This window comes from Acinetobacter sp. SAAs474 (assembly GCF_032823475.1).
In the GTDB taxonomy this organism is placed as follows: Bacteria; Pseudomonadota; Gammaproteobacteria; order Pseudomonadales; family Moraxellaceae; genus Acinetobacter.
In genome coordinates, this window is sequence record NZ_CP127915.1 from 942,242 (window position 1) to 962,518 (window position 20,277).

Annotated in this window: 19 protein-coding genes, 1 tRNA gene and 1 pseudogene; 5 read left to right on the top strand and 16 right to left on the bottom strand. The window is 35.5% G+C overall.

The annotated features are described in order from the left end of the window. The first annotated feature begins 492 nt into the window (after positions 1–492). Complete coding sequence (locus QSG86_RS05360; protein ID WP_317030550.1) at positions 493–4,386, top strand: ESPR-type extended signal peptide-containing protein; 3,894 nt, start codon at positions 493–495, stop codon at positions 4,384–4,386. 86 nt (positions 4,387–4,472) lie between these two features. Here the strand turns inward: QSG86_RS05360 and QSG86_RS05365 are convergent, their stop codons facing one another. After that, positions 4,473–4,808 (bottom strand): hypothetical protein, encoded by a 336-nt coding sequence (locus QSG86_RS05365; protein WP_317030551.1) that lies wholly within the window; start codon positions 4,806–4,808, stop codon positions 4,473–4,475. 213 nt (positions 4,809–5,021) lie between these two features. On the opposite strand from QSG86_RS05365, the gene ahpC reads away from it, so the two are divergent. Beyond that, positions 5,022–5,585, top strand: a complete 564-nt coding sequence (gene ahpC / locus QSG86_RS05370; RefSeq protein ID WP_317030552.1) for an alkyl hydroperoxide reductase subunit C — start codon at positions 5,022–5,024, stop codon at positions 5,583–5,585. A 122-nt stretch (positions 5,586–5,707) separates the two neighbouring features. Here ahpC and QSG86_RS05375 read toward each other — a convergent pair whose 3' ends face one another. Beyond that, the gene (locus QSG86_RS05375; protein WP_317032677.1) at positions 5,708–5,902 is read right to left on the bottom strand and encodes a zinc ribbon domain-containing protein; all 195 of its coding nucleotides are present in this window, start codon (positions 5,900–5,902) and stop codon (positions 5,708–5,710) included. An 843-nt stretch (positions 5,903–6,745) separates the two neighbouring features. On the opposite strand from QSG86_RS05375, the gene QSG86_RS05380 reads away from it, so the two are divergent. Together QSG86_RS05380 and QSG86_RS05385 are read left to right on the top strand one after the other, a co-directional pair. Further along, positions 6,746–8,044: an FAD-dependent oxidoreductase gene (locus QSG86_RS05380; protein ID WP_317030553.1), complete on the top strand. Its 1,299-nt coding sequence runs from the start codon at positions 6,746–6,748 to the stop codon at positions 8,042–8,044. A 1-nt stretch (position 8,045) separates the two neighbouring features. Further along, positions 8,046–8,867 (top strand): class I SAM-dependent methyltransferase, encoded by an 822-nt coding sequence (locus tag QSG86_RS05385; RefSeq protein WP_317030554.1) that lies wholly within the window; start codon positions 8,046–8,048, stop codon positions 8,865–8,867. A gap of 49 nt (positions 8,868–8,916) precedes the next feature. Here the strand turns inward: QSG86_RS05385 and QSG86_RS05390 are convergent. The 4 genes from QSG86_RS05390 to QSG86_RS05405 all read right to left on the bottom strand — a co-directional run bounded on the left by QSG86_RS05390 (position 8,917) and on the right by QSG86_RS05405 (position 11,353). Then, positions 8,917–8,992 (bottom strand) — tRNA-Thr (locus QSG86_RS05390). 187 nt (positions 8,993–9,179) lie between these two features. Next, positions 9,180–9,407, bottom strand: coding sequence for a hypothetical protein (locus QSG86_RS05395; protein ID WP_317030555.1), 228 nt, complete (start codon positions 9,405–9,407; stop codon positions 9,180–9,182). A 573-nt stretch (positions 9,408–9,980) separates the two neighbouring features. Further along, on the bottom strand, positions 9,981–10,322 hold the full coding sequence (locus QSG86_RS05400) for a DUF1622 domain-containing protein (RefSeq protein WP_317030556.1): 342 nt from the start codon (positions 10,320–10,322) through the stop codon (positions 9,981–9,983). Positions 10,323–10,741: 419 nt separating this feature from the next. Then, positions 10,742–11,353 (bottom strand): TetR/AcrR family transcriptional regulator, encoded by a 612-nt coding sequence (locus tag QSG86_RS05405; RefSeq protein ID WP_317030557.1) that lies wholly within the window; start codon positions 11,351–11,353, stop codon positions 10,742–10,744. A gap of 95 nt (positions 11,354–11,448) precedes the next feature. On the opposite strand from QSG86_RS05405, the gene QSG86_RS05410 reads away from it, so the two are divergent. Beyond that, on the top strand, positions 11,449–12,081 hold the full coding sequence (locus tag QSG86_RS05410; protein WP_317030558.1) for a glutathione S-transferase: 633 nt from the start codon (positions 11,449–11,451) through the stop codon (positions 12,079–12,081). Positions 12,082–12,306: 225 nt separating this feature from the next. Here QSG86_RS05410 and QSG86_RS05415 read toward each other — a convergent pair whose 3' ends face one another. The 10 genes and pseudogenes from QSG86_RS05415 to QSG86_RS05460 all read right to left on the bottom strand — a co-directional run bounded on the left by QSG86_RS05415 (position 12,307) and on the right by QSG86_RS05460 (position 20,274). After that, on the bottom strand, positions 12,307–12,651 hold the full coding sequence (locus QSG86_RS05415) for a hypothetical protein (protein ID WP_317030559.1): 345 nt from the start codon (positions 12,649–12,651) through the stop codon (positions 12,307–12,309). A gap of 96 nt (positions 12,652–12,747) precedes the next feature. After that, positions 12,748–13,131: a hypothetical protein gene (locus tag QSG86_RS05420; RefSeq protein ID WP_317030560.1), complete on the bottom strand. Its 384-nt coding sequence runs from the start codon at positions 13,129–13,131 to the stop codon at positions 12,748–12,750. A 1,794-nt stretch (positions 13,132–14,925) separates the two neighbouring features. Further along, positions 14,926–15,252, bottom strand: a pseudogene (ssb, locus tag QSG86_RS05425) (single-stranded DNA-binding protein); the annotation flags it as partial. Positions 15,253–15,517: 265 nt separating this feature from the next. Next, positions 15,518–17,947, bottom strand: a complete 2,430-nt coding sequence (locus tag QSG86_RS05430; protein WP_317030562.1) for a DUF927 domain-containing protein — start codon at positions 17,945–17,947, stop codon at positions 15,518–15,520. Beyond that, positions 17,940–18,179 (bottom strand): hypothetical protein, encoded by a 240-nt coding sequence (locus QSG86_RS05435; RefSeq protein WP_317030563.1) that lies wholly within the window; start codon positions 18,177–18,179, stop codon positions 17,940–17,942. The genes QSG86_RS05430 and QSG86_RS05435 overlap by 8 nt, the downstream gene beginning before the upstream one ends. A 2-nt stretch (positions 18,180–18,181) precedes the next feature. Further along, the gene (locus QSG86_RS05440) at positions 18,182–18,487 is read right to left on the bottom strand and encodes a hypothetical protein (protein ID WP_317030564.1); all 306 of its coding nucleotides are present in this window, start codon (positions 18,485–18,487) and stop codon (positions 18,182–18,184) included. Position 18,488: 1 nt separating this feature from the next. Beyond that, the gene (locus tag QSG86_RS05445) at positions 18,489–19,178 is read right to left on the bottom strand and encodes a Rha family transcriptional regulator (RefSeq protein ID WP_317030565.1); all 690 of its coding nucleotides are present in this window, start codon (positions 19,176–19,178) and stop codon (positions 18,489–18,491) included. 10 nt (positions 19,179–19,188) lie between these two features. Beyond that, positions 19,189–19,557: a hypothetical protein gene (locus QSG86_RS05450; RefSeq protein ID WP_317030566.1), complete on the bottom strand. Its 369-nt coding sequence runs from the start codon at positions 19,555–19,557 to the stop codon at positions 19,189–19,191. Then, on the bottom strand, positions 19,550–20,065 hold the full coding sequence (locus tag QSG86_RS05455) for a Bro-N domain-containing protein (RefSeq protein ID WP_317030567.1): 516 nt from the start codon (positions 20,063–20,065) through the stop codon (positions 19,550–19,552). Before QSG86_RS05455 ends, QSG86_RS05450 begins: the two co-directional genes overlap by 8 nt. Continuing rightward, positions 20,065–20,274 (bottom strand): helix-turn-helix domain-containing protein, encoded by a 210-nt coding sequence (locus QSG86_RS05460; protein ID WP_317030568.1) that lies wholly within the window; start codon positions 20,272–20,274, stop codon positions 20,065–20,067. The genes QSG86_RS05455 and QSG86_RS05460 overlap by 1 nt, the downstream gene beginning before the upstream one ends. Between the last annotated feature and the right edge of the window lie 3 nt (positions 20,275–20,277).

The following is a 20,277-nucleotide window of genomic DNA, read 5'->3' on the forward strand; positions in this document are numbered from 1 at the left end:
TATTATGTTTATTAGCGATTTTTATTGATATTTTTTTAAATAATTTAATCTAAAATTATAGCGTGTAATCCTAATTTTTCTTGAGGGAATATGCTATTTAATATTGATATATAATGGTTTTTTTAAATAAGAATTAAAAATCTTACTGAATTTTATTTAAAATAAATTATAAAGTTACATTTATATTCTTGTTTTAAATAAAAATAATTATCCGTGAGTCGAATTATTTTAATTAATTTTTAAACAGTTCTCATTTTTTATAGAGTTAATTAAATCAATCAAGCTAATTTTTATTTATTTTGTAATTTTTTTGTTTTTAATTGTTTAATTTTGAATTATATTTAAGATGCTTATTTTATTTAAATAGGATGATATAAATAAAATACAAAATATATTTCATCAATAAATTAAATAAATAAAAAATCAAATAAAAACTATTTTTTAAAAATAAAAATTTTATCCAAAGGGGTAGATTTTTTAGGAATAATAATAATGAATAATATTTATAAAGTCATTTGGAATGCCAGTTTAGCGATTTGGATTGCAGTATCTGAATTGGCCAAGGGTCATAGCAAAAGTCAAAACAATACGTTGTTATCAGTTGCTAAGCCGGTTGATAGTCTAAAAACAATAAAAACACCCGCTGCTCATTTTAAATATCACGCCCTGTTACAAGGCATATTACTGCTCTCAGGATATAGCGTATCCACTGCACAATATGCCGGGGTATCGTTGGGGGTTGGCAGCAATGGCTCTGGAACAAATGCGCTAGCGATTGGTTCGAATTTGAATCCAGGATCATCACCAACTGTTGCTTCAGCAAATAGTGCTATAGCTATAGGTGCTAGTGTGCTTGCATCGGGTGTGTCTACAGTGGCACTAGGGAGTCTGTCACGAGCCACTTTAGCCAATGCAGTGGCCCTCGGTGCATTCTCCACCACCGCCAGTAATGCAAGTAATATTGCATCGGTCAGCCAAAATAATTTAAATTATGATCAATTTGCTGGGCAAGTCACTGATACTGGACGTCAAGTTTCCGTCGGTTATGCTGGATTTGAACGGCAAATTAAACATGTGGGTTCAGGTGCGATTGCGTTAGACAGTACCGATGCCATCAATGGTAGCCAATTGTTTGCCACCAATGCGGTGTTGGGAAATAGTGCCAATAGTCAAAAAAGCCTGCTCGGTGGCGATGCGGCCTTGGCGAGCAATGGCACATTGAGTATGAGCAATATTGGGGGTACAGGCAAAAATACCATTAACGATGCAATCCTAGCGGCACGTAATAAGGCGACTTCTGGGCATAATATTGTGGCGACACCAACGCTAGAAGCAGATGGCAGTACCAGTTATCAAATTTCGACTGATGTGGATTTAACCGAGTTAAACAGTGTGGAAACGGTTGATGGTAGTAAGAAAACCACCATGACAGCAAGCAGTACCGTGATTAAAGATGGCGCAGAAATCAGTACCTTAACTGCAAAAGGCAGTAATGTGACTGATGGAACATATAGCAGTCTTTATGGTGCCAATGGCCTCAGCATTAATTGTACGGATGTGGTACTAAATTCGAATGGTTTAAATATCGGAGGGGTTAGCTTAAGTAAAACAGGCATTGATGCCAATCATCAAAAAATCACCAATGTGGCAGATGGCAGTGTTACAGCAAGCTCTAAAGACGCGATCAATGGTGGACAACTCTTTACTGCATTACAGACCAGTACCATAGGAACACAAACTACGGTCAATAATTTGGGAACTGATATTGCCAAAAGCTTTGGTGGCAATGCTGCCTATGATACTGCTACAGGGGTATGGACCGCACCAAGCTATACGGTAACCACTGATCCAAATGCGCTAACGACGACCACGGTTAACAATGTGGGAGATGCCTTAACGGGGTTAAATAGTGCAGTCAATACACCACTGACTTTTAACGGAGATAGCGGCAGTTCAGTACATAAACTGGGTTCAAGTTTTGACCTTAAAGGTGATACCAATATCACCACGGCAGTTGGTCAGGGTGAAGTACAGATTAAGCTGAATCCCGATTTAAAAGCATTAAATAGTGTGGAAACGGTTGATATCAATCATGGCCTTAAAACGACCATGACGGCAGCAATGACGCGTATCGAAGATGGTGGCAATAGTACAATCTTAAGTGCATTAGGCAGTAGTGTGAACAATGCCAATAATGTCAGTCTTTATACGGCCAATGGACTCAATATTTTTACTGCAAATCAATATACTTTATTGGCCAGTCTAAATGCCAGTGGATTAGATGTTGGTGGGGTTACAGTGACGAAAGAGGGTATCAATGCTAATCATCAAGGTATTACTAATCTTGCCAATGGGCAAATTGCTTCAGATGCTGTCAATAAAGGTCAATTAGATACAGCGATTAGTAATTTACTCGGTGAATTTAATGAGGGTGATATTGGATTACGCAATACCTTAACTGTGTTATCAAAAGGGGTTGCCAATAGTTTTGGGGGAGGAGCGCGTTATGATGAAGTCAATCAAACATGGATTGCACCAAGCTATACAGTAACCACTGATCCAAATGCGCTAACGACGACCACAGTCAACAATGTCGGTGATGCTTTAACAGGATTAAATAGTGCAGTCAATACACCGCTGACTTTTAACGGAGATAGCGGCAGTTCAGTGCATAAACTGGGTTCAAGTTTTGACCTTAAAGGTGATACCAATATCACCACGGCAGTCAGTCAGGGTGAGGTGCAGATCAAACTCAATCCAGATTTAACCGCGTTAAATAGTGTTGAAACGGTCGATGGTAGTAAGAAAACCACCATGACAGCAAGCAGTACCGTGATTACAGATGGTGCAGAAATCAATACCTTAACTGCAAAAGGTAGCAATGTGACTGATGGAACATATCGCACGCTTTATGGTGCTAATGGCCTCAGCATTAATGGTACGGATGTGGTGTTAAATGCCAGTGGTCTAGATGTTGGCGGAGTAAGGATAAGTAAAAATGGTATCGATGCCAATCAGCAAGGTATCAATCATTTAGCTAGTGGTGTACTGGATAGTGATGCGACCAATTTAGGCCAAGTAAAATCTTTGATTCATGATAGTAGCTCATCCGTGGTCGATCTTGGCTTTGGCTTAAAGGCAGATGATCAGCAAATCGTGACTAAAAAATTGGCTGAAGCAATAGATGTACGAGGTGATGGGCTTAATATCTCGACTAAAATTGATAATAATCAATTGCTGATTCAATTGGCTGATCAACTTAATGTGGCATCAATTAACGCAGGCGGATCATTGTTAAATGCGATGGGTTTAACCGTGGGCAATAGCCATGTGAATGCAAATGGTCTCTTTATTATGAATGGCCCAAGTCTGTCCAATACGGGTATTGATGCAGGAAATAAAGTGATCAGCAATGTGGCCAATGCGACGCTTGCATCTGATGCGGTCAATAAAGGTCAGCTGGATACAGCAATTAATGATATTAAAAACAACGTTAATCATCTTTCAGCAGGTAGTGTACAGTATGATAAAAATCCTGATGGTAGTGTGAATAACAATTCGATTACTTTAGCAGGAAGCAATGCAACTGCTATACATAATGTCGCGGATGGTCAGGTGTTATCTGGCTCTAAAGATGCAATTAATGGTGGTCAGCTTGCGGATGTTCAAGATAATTTACAAGCACAAATTACGCAAAATACCAATAATATTACCAATATTCAAAATCAATTTAATAGCGGTGGTATTGGCTTAGTTAAACAAAATCATCCACAGGATGATATTACGGTGGCACAGCAAACTGGAGGTACGCGCGTTAATGTCGCGGGTACCGATGGTCATCGGGTGGTGACTGGAATAAAAGATGGCACTGTTGCTGCAGGCTCGAGCGATGCGGTCACAGGGAATCAACTCTATAATAACTATGAAAATATGGCCAACAGTTTAGGCGGCGGTGCTAAATATGATAATAATACCTGGACAGCGCCTTCATATACTGTGGGTGAAGGTGATAGTCGTACCACAGTTCATGATGTTGGCAGTGCTTTGGATGCACTTAATCGAACAGATAGCACTTTAAGTGCCCGTATAGATACTCTAGGTACACAACTAGAGAATTCATTCCGTACAACCAATCAACGTATTGATAAGATTGAAAAACAGACCAATGCAGGTATCGCAGCAGCACTTGCCATAGAAGCGCCTGCCTATGTTGCTGGTAAATTTACTTATGCTGTGGGCGCAGCTGCTTATAGAGGTGAAAGTGCAGCAGGGATATCTTTACGACGTACAGCAGAAAAAGGTAATTGGTCGATGACAGCTGGTATCGCTGCTGATTCACAAGGTACGCCTGCTTTCCGTATTGGAATAGGCGGTGTTATTGATTAGTTGTAGATAGCATCTTAATTTAAAAAAGGAAGATTAAAGTCTTCCTTTTTTTGAATTATTCTTGATATAAAACATGAACGAGAGATTTAAAAAATACGTGTGCTATTCACATAATCATGAATAACCTGATGATGTGCTGTTAAAATAAGATCAGCATTTTTTGATTGTAAGGCGCTATCTAATATTTGCATATAATTTAGCAATTGTTGTTTTGCGCTATAGGCAAATTCAGAGCTGACGGCTTCATCTTCATAGAGCAGCACATAGTTTTTCGCAAAGCTATAAATTAAAAATAATATTGCGGCATCTTGGGAAAGAGATGAATGATGTAAAACATCTTCACATTGATGTTTAAGTTGTTTAAATGCATCTGTGCCAGAAGAAAGGGATTGAAAATTTTTAAAAATCGTTGAGAAATTCATTTCTTTTATCCACTCAAAAACAAAATCTATAGAAAAATAATGAAATAGTCAATCAAACTATCATATATAAAAATGAAGTAATGACTCAGCCTTTTAATCTTTAAAAACGATCATTTTTATTAAAAACTACTGTTTTACCAATTAATAGCGGTGCTCTATGATCTCATCCATACGATTTGTTATCTAAAGTTACTGTATAAAGGTCAATTTATTATGAGTTTAATCAATACTGAAGTTAAAAAATTTAATGCAATGGCATATAAAAATGGTCAATTTATTGAAGTTTCTGAACAGGATCTTTATGGCCAATGGTCAATCATATTTTTTTATCCAGCAGATTTTACGTTTGTTTGTCCAACAGAATTAGGTGATTTAGCTGATCATTATGCTGAGTTCAAAAAAATGGGAGTAGAAATTTATTCCGTTTCTACCGATACGCATTTTACTCATAAGGCATGGCATGATTCTTCAGAAGAAATCAAGAAAATCGAATATGTCATGTTGGCTGATCCTACATGGACATTAGCAAACAATTTTGATGTATTGATTGAACAAGAGGGATTGGCAGATCGTGGTACTTTTGTTATTGATCCTGAAGGAAAAATTCAAATTATTGAGATTAATGCTGGTGGTATCGGACGTGATGCGAGTGAATTATTACGTAAAGTAAAAGCAGCACAATATGTCTATGCTCATCCAGGTGAGGTATGCCCAGCAAAATGGAAAGAAGGTGAGGCAACCTTGGCACCTTCAATTGATTTAGTCGGTAAGATTTGACATACTCCCCCCACTCAGCCAAAGGTTATCGTGGGGGAATCTTTGCGACCCATGCAATTAAATTGATTACACCTTACGATGCCACACACTTGCACTGACAAGTATCGTGGCACAGCAACTCTTTACACGGCACTAAGCCCTAGTGTATCAGCTAAAGCGAAATTACGGATATTAATACGCGCATTGACGTCACGATCTTCAATCAAGTTGCAACTTAGACACTCGAATAATCGAACACTTAGCGGTAATTTCTCCATCTTAATGCCACAGCAACAACAAGTCTTTGAACTTGGTACATATCGACCAATTTTTAGAATGTTTTTACCGTACCATTAAGCCTTGTATTCCAATAATGTTAAGAATTATCCCCACGCTACATCTGAAATAGATTTGGCTAGTTTACTGTTCTTCACCATGTTTTTAATCGCTAAATCTTCTACTGCATACGTGATCGCTTGGGTTTTCACAGATTAAGTGATGCGTTCGTTTGTGATTTAGGTTGAAGCGTTGCAAACGTACCTTTTCATGGATACCTGCAACATTTAATTTCTGATGTTGATAATTCTTAGATTCTTTTTTTATACTAGAGTTACGATAGAAACCATTAAGCGTCATGCTATTAAAAGAGCAATTTAAATCATGATGCGATTGGAGTAATGATTACACGAAGGGTGATTGTCCATCAATGTTTTACAGTGATCATTTGGTATTAAAAAATTTTTTGAATATAAAAAAACTTATGAAATTTATAAAAAAATTATTAAATTCACTTGATTTTTATTTATTAATCAATGATGATAAAAGTGTAAGAAAAAGAAAAAGCGAATATAAAATAAGGGGTAAAAATGAAAATTTATATAGATTATTTATATCTCGGTATTGTAATGACAATTGCGGTTCTTTGTGTAAGTACATTACTTTCGAGTATGGGAAGACCCATGAAGTACTTATTATTTTAATTAAAAAAAACCCTAACATGTTAGGGTTTTTTTAATCATGCTATTTAATTTTAAACTGGGCGTCATGGATCAAATATGAACAAATTATTTGGTTCACGTAGATGAATTGTCAACAGTAGCTAATCTGGTAGTTTTTAATAATTAGATTTTGTGATGATTAGGTCATAATCAGCATAATATTTTAAAAGATGGATTTTGATCTTGGATATTGCAGTTATTGGTGGCGGTATGGCTGGACTCGCTACGGCAAGAATTCTAAAAGATGCTGGGCATAATATTATAATATTTGAAGCCTTGTCAGGTCGTGGAATGGATAGCCATAGTATGGCATTTGATGGTGGGCTTATTGATGCACCTTTAAGGGTGATGAATCCTCATTTATGGAAAAATACCCTCAGTTTGGCCACTTATTTGGGTATAAAAACTTATCCTGTACGTACTTATATGGCATGTAGTTGGTTGTTTGAAGATAAAACAGAAACATGGTTGACGACATCACGTAGTCGTATTGGCAATTTTCCTGTGATTAGTAATCGTAAGGGTTTACAGCAGTATGGCTGGCGTTTAGTCAAAGGGATGTTACAGCTTAAAACAGCGATTGCTAAATTTTTTAAATCTAAACAGCAAGACATCACACTGGCTGAATTCATTAATCATAATGAAATCGAAGAAGTATTTTGGCATGGTGCCGTGATGCCTGTGCTCTATACAATTTGTACATGTAATCCAAAAACAATTGGTGAATGGCCTGCAAAACCTTTGTTGACATTTTTACGTCATTTAACTGATGGTGATGCACTATTACGCTTACAGGGTGGAACACCTGCATTGGTGGATAAATTAACACAAGGTATTGAAATTATTGATAATACTGTGATTACTAAAGTGCAACAACGCGATCAACATGTATGGGTTGAGAGTGCGACAGGTCAACAATATAGTTTTGATCGAGTTGTGATTGCCACACCAACCACAAAAATTGAAGATTTTTTAGATCAAGATCAATTTGCTGAGGATTTAAATTTACTAAAACAATTTAAATTTGAAGAAGGGGATCTGGTCATTCATACCGATGCAACGGTAATGCCACCTAAACGTAAAGACTGGTCAGTGTTAAGTTATATGATGGACCGTAAGTTTACACGTCAACAATTTACGGTATGGTTAAATTCAATCGAACCTTCTTTGGTGGGTAAACAGCCGATTTTCCAAACTTGGCGTCCTGTGACAGAAATTGATGCCAAAAAAGTGATTGTCTCAGTGAAGCTGAGTCGAGCTGTGGTTGACTCACAGACAGTCGCTTTAAATCAAGCCTTACAACAGCGTCATCAACAACCTGATCGTAAAGTATTTTTCTGCGGATCATGGTCTTGTGATGGCTTGCCTATTTTAGAGTCTGCGGTAACTTCTGCAATGCATATTGCACAAATATTTAAAGCACCATTACCTTTTATTGGATTAAAGCCTCAGGTTGAGATTGCACCACAATTAGGTTATTAAAATGTCTTTGCTTCAAGCCATTCAACAGATGTTTCTTACGCATAAATATGCCATAGATCCTGCTTTGTTAGGGGACAATACAGCAGTGGCTTGGAGTAATTTAGGTTTTTGGCATCATAGCCAGCATTATGGTGAGGCTGCTGAGAAATTAGCGGATCATTTGGCACAGTGTATCAAGTTAAATTCACAAGATCGTGTTTTAGACTTAGGTTCTGGTTATGGTGCAAGTTTATTATATTGGCAAAAAAATTATCAGATCACAGAAATGACCAGTGTTGAATTACAACCATTATGTGTCGAAAAAATACAACATTATTTTAATCATAGCGTTGCTGTGTATTGCGACTCTTATTTAAATTTAAAGTCTCTTCATTTTAAAAAGAAATTTGATGCGGTTATTTGCATAGATTCTGCCTATCATAGTCCTTTAAATTTATTTTTGGAGGCAGTTCATTCTGTTTTAGCTCCTAATGCGCGAATTGGATTTCATTATCTGGTTTTATCTCAAAATTGGTGCAATGCAAGTTTATGGAAAAAGTATCAATATAAATGTTTACTGAAAACGGCTGATATTGAGTTGCAAAATTTAACTTCAATCGATGAACTACAGTCAAAATTACAACAATTTAATTTTAAAAATGTGACAGTTATTGATTTGTCTGATGCTGTATTACTTGGTTTTGCTGAATATATTGAGCAAAATTTTATGAATCATAAAAATAATTTAAAGAGCTTTAAAATTAAAATGACCGCAAAATTATGTAGAAAGTTATTTGAAGAGGGATTGATTCAGTATGTTTTAGTACATGCACAATGTGAATGATTAAATAGACAATATAATAAAGGCTCACTAAAAAGCGAGCCTAAATTAATGGTGCCGGCACACGGATTCGAACTGTGGACCTACTGATTACAAGTCAGTTGCTCTACCAACTGAGCTATGCCGGCGTTGTGGGATGCATTTTACAGAAAGTCATGATGAATGCAAGCGAAAAAATAACCGATCAAATATTTTATTAAAAAAATAAAATATGCTGTACACATGACAGCATATCTTTGGTTGATTGAGCTGATATTTATCTAAGCCCAATTCATGATGAAGGTGAAAAATCAATAATACCTAGAGTGGATCATGTTATTTACTCCTTAAGATTTTATCTAAATCTTGAGCACATTCTTCTAAAGTAAAAGCCATATCTAGTTGCATTTGAGGTTTTAGCTCATTCGCAAGTTCTCGCCATTGTTCAATGAGCCTTAATGCTTTTTGAATTTTATGTTTATTAATATCTTTTGCAATGGTTGGTGTATATCCACCACGTTTAGCATTTTTCATCTGTTTGACATAATTGAGGCTGTTATTCATATTTGCTCCCGAATAGCAGTTTTTATGTTGACTAAAAGCTGTTCAATACACATGATTTGGCGTGAATACTCAGTTTAATTGACGAAATATGGTGTATTCATCTCCTATTTTTATTCCTGATTTTATTTCAATCCTCAATAACAATGTTCTAACATAGCCTAGTATTATTGTCTCTATACTAAATGTAAAAAATAATATGGAAATTGATAAAATAACTAATTGATTATTAAAATTTTAATTTATTCATTTCTTTGTAATATTCTATCAATATATATCGTAAATTAAGCCATGGAGTCTGGTGATCGGCGTATATTTTTTAGATGGTTATCGGGATAAATCAGGCAATCAAGCTGTCCTGCTGATGCCGTTGCTATCGCCTAAAATACGTTTTAAAGTGACGTGATTTTAAGATAATGATTAAAATAACTTTAAACGTGATGATCAGGTTTAATATTTTAACCATTATTTTTAAGTATTTATTGGCGATATCTTAGATTTAAAAAAATAATATAAGACGTGCTTAAGAGTAGATCAATGCAGTGTTGAACAGTGATGATGTTTGAAGAACATATTTTACGATTTAAGTTTAAGATCAGGTTTATGTTCAAGTTCTTTAGCCAAAAAGTAGTTAAGAAAGGTTCGTATCACTGCAATAATAGCTAATTTAATTAAGCTATCTAGATCTGGATCGACCGTAGTGGCCAAAATATCCGCTGCCAATTGAAATTCTAATGCTGTCGCTAACCAATTGCCAAAACAGTAACGGGCAGTTGCGCCTGATTTAAGTTGTAATAACACTATTAGGGTTTTTACCAAGCCAATTACGACACAAATGACTGAAATCGTTTCTAAAAGTAATTGTAGGATATGCACTGAAGAAACGAGTAGGTTACGTAAAATTTCGATATCAAACATAAATATTTATTTTTAATTGCATGAATATCGCTCAGCATAGCACTATTCATGATGATCTTTAATTGAAATTTATCATCAGAGAATTGCCATCTATGATACGTTTTATTTGTTGATGAGTGATTTTATCTAGGCCTAGTTAAACGGATTTTTATAAGGACACAAGTGGTTTTAAAGCGCGATATTTTTGTGTGGTATCACCCATTTTCTGCATCTTATTATAGATAGATTTGTTATTTTAGTTGAACAGTCTGCTGTGTTACTCTGAGGTATTTGAGCATATTTATTGATTTTGTATCGTGCTAAGGATGCTTGTACCAGTATGCTGTAATACTGGTACATATTTTTTTCAGTAAAATAAAATTTTATGTTAAGGCTTATATAATCCGTATAAGTCCAACCTCATTAAATATATTGCAGATTTAAAGTGTATGGCTTGGATTAAGCATAAATTTGGTGGCTTGCATGGCGTGTTGTAATGGTGTTTTATCTTTTTGTAATTTAGATAATAATGCAGCACCTAACCACATTTGGTAAATAATTTGAGCAACATCATGTGCTGGTAATTGGTTTTTAACTGAACCGTCTTGTTGCCCTTGTGTTATTAAATATGCAATTCTAGCGATAAGGTCTTTTGTGCTTGTATCCATAATCAAGCGCATATCCTCGGATAAGTCCGCAACTTCGGCTGCAAGTTTAACAATTAAACATTTTTCAGCCCAACCACATTGGCTTTGTTCATGGTAAATCCATGCATTGAAATAGCTTAAAATTCGATCTTGTGCAGAATTGTGATTTGACCAAAGTTCTGTTAAACGCGCATGATAATGTTGAATGTAATGTTCGAGTAATGCGCAGCCAAAAGCCTCTTTTGACTGAAAATAATAATAAAAAGATCCTTTTGGCACATGGCAATTTTTTAAAATTTCCTGTAGACCAACCCCGAAAAATCCTTTGCATAACACAAGATCAAAACTATTTTCTAAAATCAGATTACGCTTATCTTGCGATTTTTTTGCTTGGGATGGTTGCATTTTATGACCTATAAATCAAAATATTAGACCGGTCGTCTATTAAACTATATAATCAGGCTTACTGTAGCAATATTCCAATATAAACAGGAAAATTTATGTCAATTATACTTCATCATTTAAATGAATCTCGTTCATTTCGCATTTTATGGTTGCTTGAACAAATAAAACAACCGTATGAGCTAAAAACTTATCTTCGTGATAAAAAAACAATTCTTGCTCCAGAAGAATTGAAAAGCATACATCCTTTGGGAAAATCCCCAGTGATTGAATTAGATGGAAAGGTGATTGCAGAATCTGGAGCAATTGTAGAAATATTAATTCAGAAATTTGCACCGCAGCTGAGACCAGATCAAGATTCTGACAGTTATATAGCGTATCTACAATGGATTCATTTTTCCGAGAGTTCAGCAATGCTGCCTTTGTTACTCAAAATCTTTAATTCAGTTGAATCAAAACATGGCACTCAATTAAAATTCATAGATCAATATGCAGAAGTAGAGCTAGATAAAGTTTTTTCTTATTTAGATCAACAATTAAAAAATAAAAAATTTTTAGTGAATAATCAATTAACAGGTGCTGATTTTATGATGGGGTTTGTGGTCTATAACCTCATAAAGTACTTGGGCAGTCGTTCAAAATACTCTTATATTGAACAATACCTAAAAAATTTGGAAGCTTTAGAAAGTTGGAAACAAGCGATGATAATTGAAAAAAACTTGAATAATTAAATGCTACGATAAATGTGATATCGCTTAAGAAAAAGCATAATTTATTGTCATGATCATATAGACTGATTGCTCCATTTCTATGGTCAGTCTGTATGCTATAAGGTTGTGTAGGTTATTTAAATACAAAAAATTGATCATCATTTGCTGAATGAGTTCAGGATCAGATCTTGTGGGAGTAAGTACACTCTGTTTTCTTTAGTTTAAATACGTTTGATAAAGTTCTTTTTATAACACATCGAATAAATCGTCTAGATTACATTGCACGCCTAGATGCTCTTCATCAATTTTTTTGACCACTAAATTATATTTATTATTTTCTGTATAAACTGCTGCATTTATCTTGATCCAAAATTTTTCATTTTTATTTAATAATGAATAAATTCGCTCTTGATCTTTTGGATTTTCAAAATGTAACTTATATTCAGCTTTTACTGTTGAGCAACGAGTAAAAATTAATTGATTATTTTCCTGTTTAGGAACGCCAGAAAAAATATCAAAAAAGAGTATTTCTTTGGATGACGCTTTTGCCTGCGCCTGAAATATCATGAATAGTATAAAAAAAAGAAACACTAGGATGCGCATTATGAGAATTATCTATCGTAAATTTGTGATCGAATATCCATAATATATCAACAATCTAAAATGAGATAGAGCCTATATTCTAGTCTATTTACAAGTTAAGTATTTTGTCATTTTAGAATTCTCAAGATTTATTGTTTCGCGTTTTAATAAAACTTCAGCTGCCGCACCATATTTTTCAGATCGATCCAAAGTATTGTTTTCATGCGTGAAATCTATTATTTTTTTATAAATATCAAACTTTTTACATTGTAGTTTAGCCGCCTTTTGATAATCTTCTTTTTCTAATGCCAGATTAAATTGCTCATGCGTATTTTTTAATTGATTTAATAAGTCATCTAAAATAGTATCTAATTCTTGTGCTGTCTCGATCAATCCATATTTTGCTGATTCGGATGTTTTTGCGATAAGATTTGTCGTTGTTAAGGATATAAACACCATAACGAATATAGTTGATAAAAATTTAAACACGCTTAAACCTCAGATCATTCATATTGAAATCAATCTAAATACAAGTATTACATGATTTATTTTAATAATGGCATTCGATTATTGATCGCTATTATTTCTGTAGTTGATTATAGCGGATGTTATTGATGATTTTATAATTCTTATAAAATTTCTATAGCTTGGGTCGATAGGGGTACAATATGAGACAATGTCATTTTTATTTTATGGGTAGGGATATACCATTCTTTTGTATCAAAATTTATTTCATCCCATTCCATGTTTATCAGTTTGTTGCGGTTTTTTTTCTGGGTTTCATTTGGATTTATCCCGATTGCCATAGAGTGCATGTCATTGCATGAAACAACAAAAAAGGCTTAAACCCTTTGGATTTAAACCTTTTAAGACATCATGTGGCTACATGATCATGAAATTTGGCGGTGAAAGAGGGAATCATATTATTAATTTAAGTTGTTGTTATTTATATATTAGTTTATTGGTTAAAATAGCTTATACCAACAAATATACCAACAAAATACAAAAGTACCCCCTAAATACATTTTATAAGATAAATCTCATAAGCCTATAGGGTAGGGGGATGGTCAAAATAACCATACCTTTTGGTAAATGACCGACCTCTTAACCATATTTTTATATGAGCGAAATTAAAAATTGAGGGTCTTGACTGAATGTAAGCCTTATCAATCAAGAGAATTGGTTTTTAAAAGTTGGGTTTTGTTGGGTTCTTATGTTGTTTTTCATTCTTAATTCTTATTATTTTCATGCTTATTTTAGTTATTTTTAGGTCTTTCTAGGCTCTCCCTCACACGCTCACGCCTTTTGTTCTTGAATAATGCTTGCACTGGTATAGCGGTTTGCTGTGTTTTTTGTAACGGAATGGCATTCTAAATGCTGTCGGGTAACTTGGTGACATTTAAAATGTGAGCAAGTGCAAGGCATACGTTTAAAACGAATCCCTTAAAACTTGGTGAGTTTTTAAATCCGATCAACTTTGAGCATATCTTTTAATGTAAGCATTACCCATAGTGGGGGTTATCCTCAATTTGAGTACATCCACCAATGACGGTTGGATAATAGTTAAAGCTCGTTTTATTTGACTACCTTTTTAGTGTAGTGAAGCTCCATAAAACTATGGCTCTTATCCATCCTCAAATTGAGTGCAGACATGACAAAACACGACCTTTATTTAAAGTTATTTGTGATACCGAATAATCTTGTATCACTCTCCAGTGAGGGGAATGTAAAAGTTAAAAGGGATTAGATTTTCCTAGACCACTGCCAATCACACGTATAAAAAAATTTCTGTTTTTAGCGAAAAGTGCATATAAGTTTAACTTTTTCCCTTGTATGCCTTTGTTTATAAGGTTTTCCTTATTTATGAGATTAACTTCTCCATTAACTTTTGGTATGTTTTTTAATCTGAAAGTTAAAGTTATGCGGTTAAAAGTGCATCTCTGTACTTCTGACAGTTTTCAGTATAATCATAATGTTAAGGTGCTTATGTGGAACATTTGAATAAAATCATAATGTTATGGATTGGATTTAAAATCCGACCCTTTATGCAAGTTTTGATAATAACTTAACTCTTTGTTTTCTAAGGTAAACGCAAAATTGCGTTTTGTAGTTTTAAGGACGTTAAAAAGGATAGGATTCAACTATCATGATTTTAGTGATAATTAAGCATTATTCTTGCATGACGTAGCATGACAAAGTGGGGATTCTTGCTATACGTAGCTATACGAAATGGGGAGGGTATGGAGTTATAAAAAAACCTCCAATTAAGGAGGCTATTTATTAAAGTAGCTGCAATACATCTGCCCGAACTTCTACCACTTCCCGATCTGCTCCACTGGCTTTATCTTTCCATTTTCTTGTACGTAAGCTGCCCTCTATATAAACCTTACTACCTTTTTTAAGGTACTTGCCTGCAATCTCAGCTAGTCGGTTGTTAGCAGTGATTCTGTGCCATTCTGTAAGCTCTTTTCGTTCTCCAGTGGTCTTGTCTTTCCATTGCTCAGTAGTGGCTATACTGAAAGTGGCAATACTCCCACCATTAGGAAATTGTTTGCTCTCAGGGTCACGACCCAATACACCCATTAAAATAACTTTGTTCACGTTTGGCATTTTTCTAAATCTCTTAAATTTTCTTAGAATGTCTATTTTTAAGGGGTAACATGGGTAACGTGGGTAACATCCTTGCTATTAAAGGGTTTCAGCCTGTTACCTCTTTATTTTTCGTTAGGTAACGTGGGGTAACATGGGTAACACAACTCAAAAAAATTAGAACTTGTTACCTCTGTTACCTGTTACCTTTTTTGCTAGGTAACACCTTCAAAGCCTTTATTTATGCGGTTGTTACCCCTGTTACCTTTGTTACCTCTTAATTTTGCTATTCCCAGCTAAAAATAGCTTCTTTTACCACATAAGCTTTAAGTGCATTTTTTCTAGCTGGTACTCTCACAGTCTTACTAGTCTTACCTGTGTCATGCTCTAACAGCTTTTCAATAAGTAGGGCATTAGCTACTTTTTTACTATCGTGTCCTTTACATACTTCATTTTTAAATTGCTCAGGTAACACAATAAATAATTTTTCACCTTTCTCTATTTTCCAGTAGCCCACTCGATTAATAATTTTCTCGATACTTTCAATATCGGGGGTAATTGCTTCAAATCGGCTAGATTCATACGCCTCTAAAAAGGCTTTAACCGCTAAAATATATTCTCTATCTTGATAATTCCCAACATACTCAAAGCCATTGACCCATGTATTAAAAACAGTTTTTACAGCATCAAACGCCGTGCCTGCTTTCCATCCTGTTATCCCTGCTTGAGTAGCAAGTTCGCCTGCAACTGCAAGTAGAGCAAAAGTGTTAGCTACACGACTTATATGTCCTTGCTGTATGTCTGCAATCAATTCAAGGTTATATTGCTCTAATAGCTGTTTAGCCTGTGCCATTACCTTATCTTTATGACTGGTTAGATAATCTAGCCATACCATGCCTGCAACGCCATAAAACTGATTAGAATGCTCTACAAGCTGTCTTGATTGTTTTGCACCATCTTCAGCAAAATCAATCTGATCGAATAAACCATATTCTGACTGGTCAACATCAATATCAATTAATCGAACCTCTTGTCCTAATTTAGTTTTTTGTCCGCTTTCTTGCATAATTTCTTTTAAGCTTTTCTCACCAGTAGACATAAAAATAAGTTTCCATTTATACGGCGCTCTAGCTGTAATTTGCTTTGTTAAACGTGCTTTACCTTTACCATTTGCAAGCATATAAACAATATTGCCAAGCTCTTTAGGGTTTGATATTTCCCCGATCTCGTCCAAACCTAAAAAGCTGTCATTGTAGCTATAGGCTGTATGCTCTAAAGCATTACCTGTTGAACGCCATGTTTTATGATGCCTTTCAGGATTACCCCATACACTACAAGCGACATATAAAGCCGTAGTTTTGCCTTTAGATGATTGACCTTTGAAGTGTATGCCTGCACCTATTTGTTGCTCCAATGGTGTAAGCAATTGCCCTGCAAAAGCTGAACACATAGCCACGACCAACTTAGAATGACTAGCAATAGGCATAGAAATATTGTTTTGCCATTGCTCAAGTGTTCCTTTGTTTTGGTAGCTACTCTCAACTCCCTGTGTAGTTTGATATACAACTAAATCACTCTTTTTATGCTGTCCGATCTGCTTATTCGGTAATACATAAACATCATCATGCCATCCAGCACGTTCTACACATAAAGCACGTTTAGCAGTCGGGTAACTCATTAAGTAGCTTTGTAGTAAGTTTCTTGCTTTACCACTGGGAGCAATTACCACGCCTTGATTAGCTAAATCTTTTCTAAGTTCTACACCATCAGATTGGAAAAACTCCATAGATAAGGCTTGAGTGTGTTTAACGCCATCAGCATCATGCCATTCTAATAAGCGTCCCCATGCATTACTTGATGAATCTCTCGTTTGTGCCAATACATGAATAGGACTTGAGATATATTGCTTATATTCGTTGTCTTTTGACTGTTCAATGTAATACAAGCCATCCTTTAAAAGATGAAATACACCATCACCATAACGGAAAGGCTTAGCTAAATGACCTTTAGGCAATATCTCTTTTTTAGGAAGTAGCTCTACTGCTTCATCAATAAACGCCGTGATTTCTTCAACTGCTTCAAATTGTGATAAATCAGTGTGAAAAAGATTTCCTTCAACTTCCATACTTTGATTAATCAATCTCACAGCCGTGTTTTGTTCAAGCTGCTGGAATGGCTCAAGCTGTATATGTTCGGCTCTCACTGGCATATATAACTGTGTATAGCCTGCCTTGTATAATTGCTGAATAACAAATTGTATTTGCTCAAAATCAAACGGCTTGAGTTCTGTTAAATTTTTATTGCATAGAGTGGGTAATACCGCCAGTACCACTGCATAACCTGTTTGAGCAATCTTAAAGAATGCCTCTAGGTGATAAGTAATAATAATCGGCTTGTCGTGGTGCAAATCACCATAACTGGCAAAGCCCTTAGCTATGCTTCCCTCTGTAAACTCTACACGCTTTCCATCATTTAACACGGCGTATTGAATCAGCTCTAAACGTCCGTTATAGATCGGCAGCATTAAAGGCTGAATATACTCAACATCATTAATATCTAATATATTGGGATTAATACAGATCGGCTTTAAAGGACTGCCAAAACGCTGAATAATTGAATTCTGTAAATACTGTGCATCGTGTGGCATCAACTCCATACAATCAGCTATAATCTGATCGGGTGTTATTTGTTGTTGGGGGGTGTCGTGATTAAGCATTGCAACACTCCTTTTTATTTGCCTGTTGTTCTACTTCCCATTTTTCAAAAGTATTCTTAACAATAAAAAAACTTTTATGTGGAAAAGATTGCATTAAATTATTCTTATGTTTTTTCGCTTCTTGAAGTTCTATAAAACGACCATTTTCAGAACTTGGATGATAGCCAATAGGTGAATTATCATCCGCAATAACAACTGAAAAATAGCTAAGATATTGACTAAAACTAGGCATGGTTAATGCGCTCCTGAATTATTTAAAGGAGCTTTACCATTCACGACCAAGTGAGGGTGGCAAAGCTGGAAAGGGTTGGTCGACCAGTAATTCAGGTAACTGGCACACTCGAAAGTGTCCCCCTCTAGCTTCACCATAAAGATATGCAGACGCATAGAGAGATTACACATACAAAAAAAGCCCACTAAGCGGACTGTATGCGCTGAATATTTATAGCCGACCAAAGCTAACCTTGAGATTTTGCTCAAAGCCCGACAAATATAACCATACTTAGGCATGTTAGCAATATCGAATAATTTATTTTGCATTCTAAATACCTCCAAACAATGCCAATAAGTTCACCCCATAAACATCCGACCATGCTTGTGCTGGGTAGGTATTTACTTTGCCATAACGGTCATCATGTACCTTTTGAGGTTTTACGCCGTGAGCCTTGCACCACTTATTTAATGCCTGCCATGTGTATTCCTTACCAGTTAAACGCTCTACAGCTAAAACCGTAGCATTACGTTTACTTTGTCCTAACTTATCTTTTAAGCGTGTGTTTTCCTGTACGGCGTTACTTGCTGTTGCCATTGCTGTAGCAGTCTTTTTATCACTGATATAAGCCTTAGTTTTAACTGCAATCTCACGCTCTAATTGTGCTTGCTGTAATTGTTCGTGAGTATCTGCTAAGACTCTTAATGCAGTAGGTAGGTCTTGGGGTAAGTTGAATACTGGATTTAATTGTTGTTCTAATTCTTGCCATCTATCCACAATATGCGCCGTAAATTCAGGAGATAAACGAGCAACAACCACAAAGCTATCTCGCTTGTTTAATTCGTAGTAATCAAACCATTGCCCCCGATATTCAAATTTAAGTGGCTCAAGTTGAGCGTCTAAAATTCCATCAGATATTAAGTCACGAATAACTCTACAAACATTTTTATGTTCTTTGCCTGTCAGCTCTGCAATTTCACGGCTAGACATTTTTAATACTGGATTCATTAATTGATTCATTTTCTAGCCCTCATTGCACACGGTTAAGATTGATATTTAAATTAATCAAAATGCCATCATTCGATAAACCTACTTGCTGTCGGTTATCCATCATGGTTAAGAGGCTTTGTTCTGCTTCTTCAAAACTGATACCAAAGTGATTGGCAATATCTTCAAGGCGGTACATGGGTTCGCCATCATCTGTATAAGCACTGACTGGCGGTAGTAGCTTTAACTCTTTAGCCTTTTGGTGCATTTCCTTTTTGATGCTCTCAGGTGTGTAGTGCATCGTTAAAACAAATGCTTGCTCTGTAATAGGGTGGTCATCACCATACTGTTTAACCATTGCTTTGTAATGGTCAAAGGCTTTGAAAAATTCAGGGTCTACATGCTCAGTCATTGTGTATACCCTCAAAAGTTAATTGAATATTTGCCTTACATGCTTGTATGCGCTTGGCATTTAAATGCTTCTCTCGTTTACGCTTATGCATCCCATGACTGTGAAACGTGCCTTTATCTTTAGATAAATTTTCTTCCATACAAATACGGTTTAATTCATCAAAAGCAGTTTGTCTTGCTGTTGGTGAATAACTGCCTGTCTTTCTAATAACTGGCAATACTTCATTAAATACCCAATCTTGAAAATTCAGTGCTTCAAGTTTGTTAGATCGGAAAATAATGCGGTATAGGTTCGGCTCATTAATAAACTTCACTTTCTGAGTACCGCCATTTGTAAGGATGTGGCAATCTGCCATACCCTTTGAATCTAGCTCTCGTAATAATCGTGAGCTTCGATCTACTGATAAAACACTACATACATCAGTCAGACAAAATAGAGGCTCACCATTTGCACCATAAACAATACGAACGCCGTGATTATTAAAATTAAAGATAGTTGGCTTCATCATTACACCCCTTTCAATTCATAACGTGCATGAGTACCAGTGCCCGAATTATTACGCTCGTTATAGGTCAAAATCTCATGGCCTTGATTGCGTAAACGCTTGATGATTGCACTCAGGCGGTAACATTTATAAAGTCGGATTGCATCTACTTGAGTAATGCTTCGGCCTTGCTTGAGGTGTTCTAAAACTTGGGTTACTTGGGTGTTATTCATGGT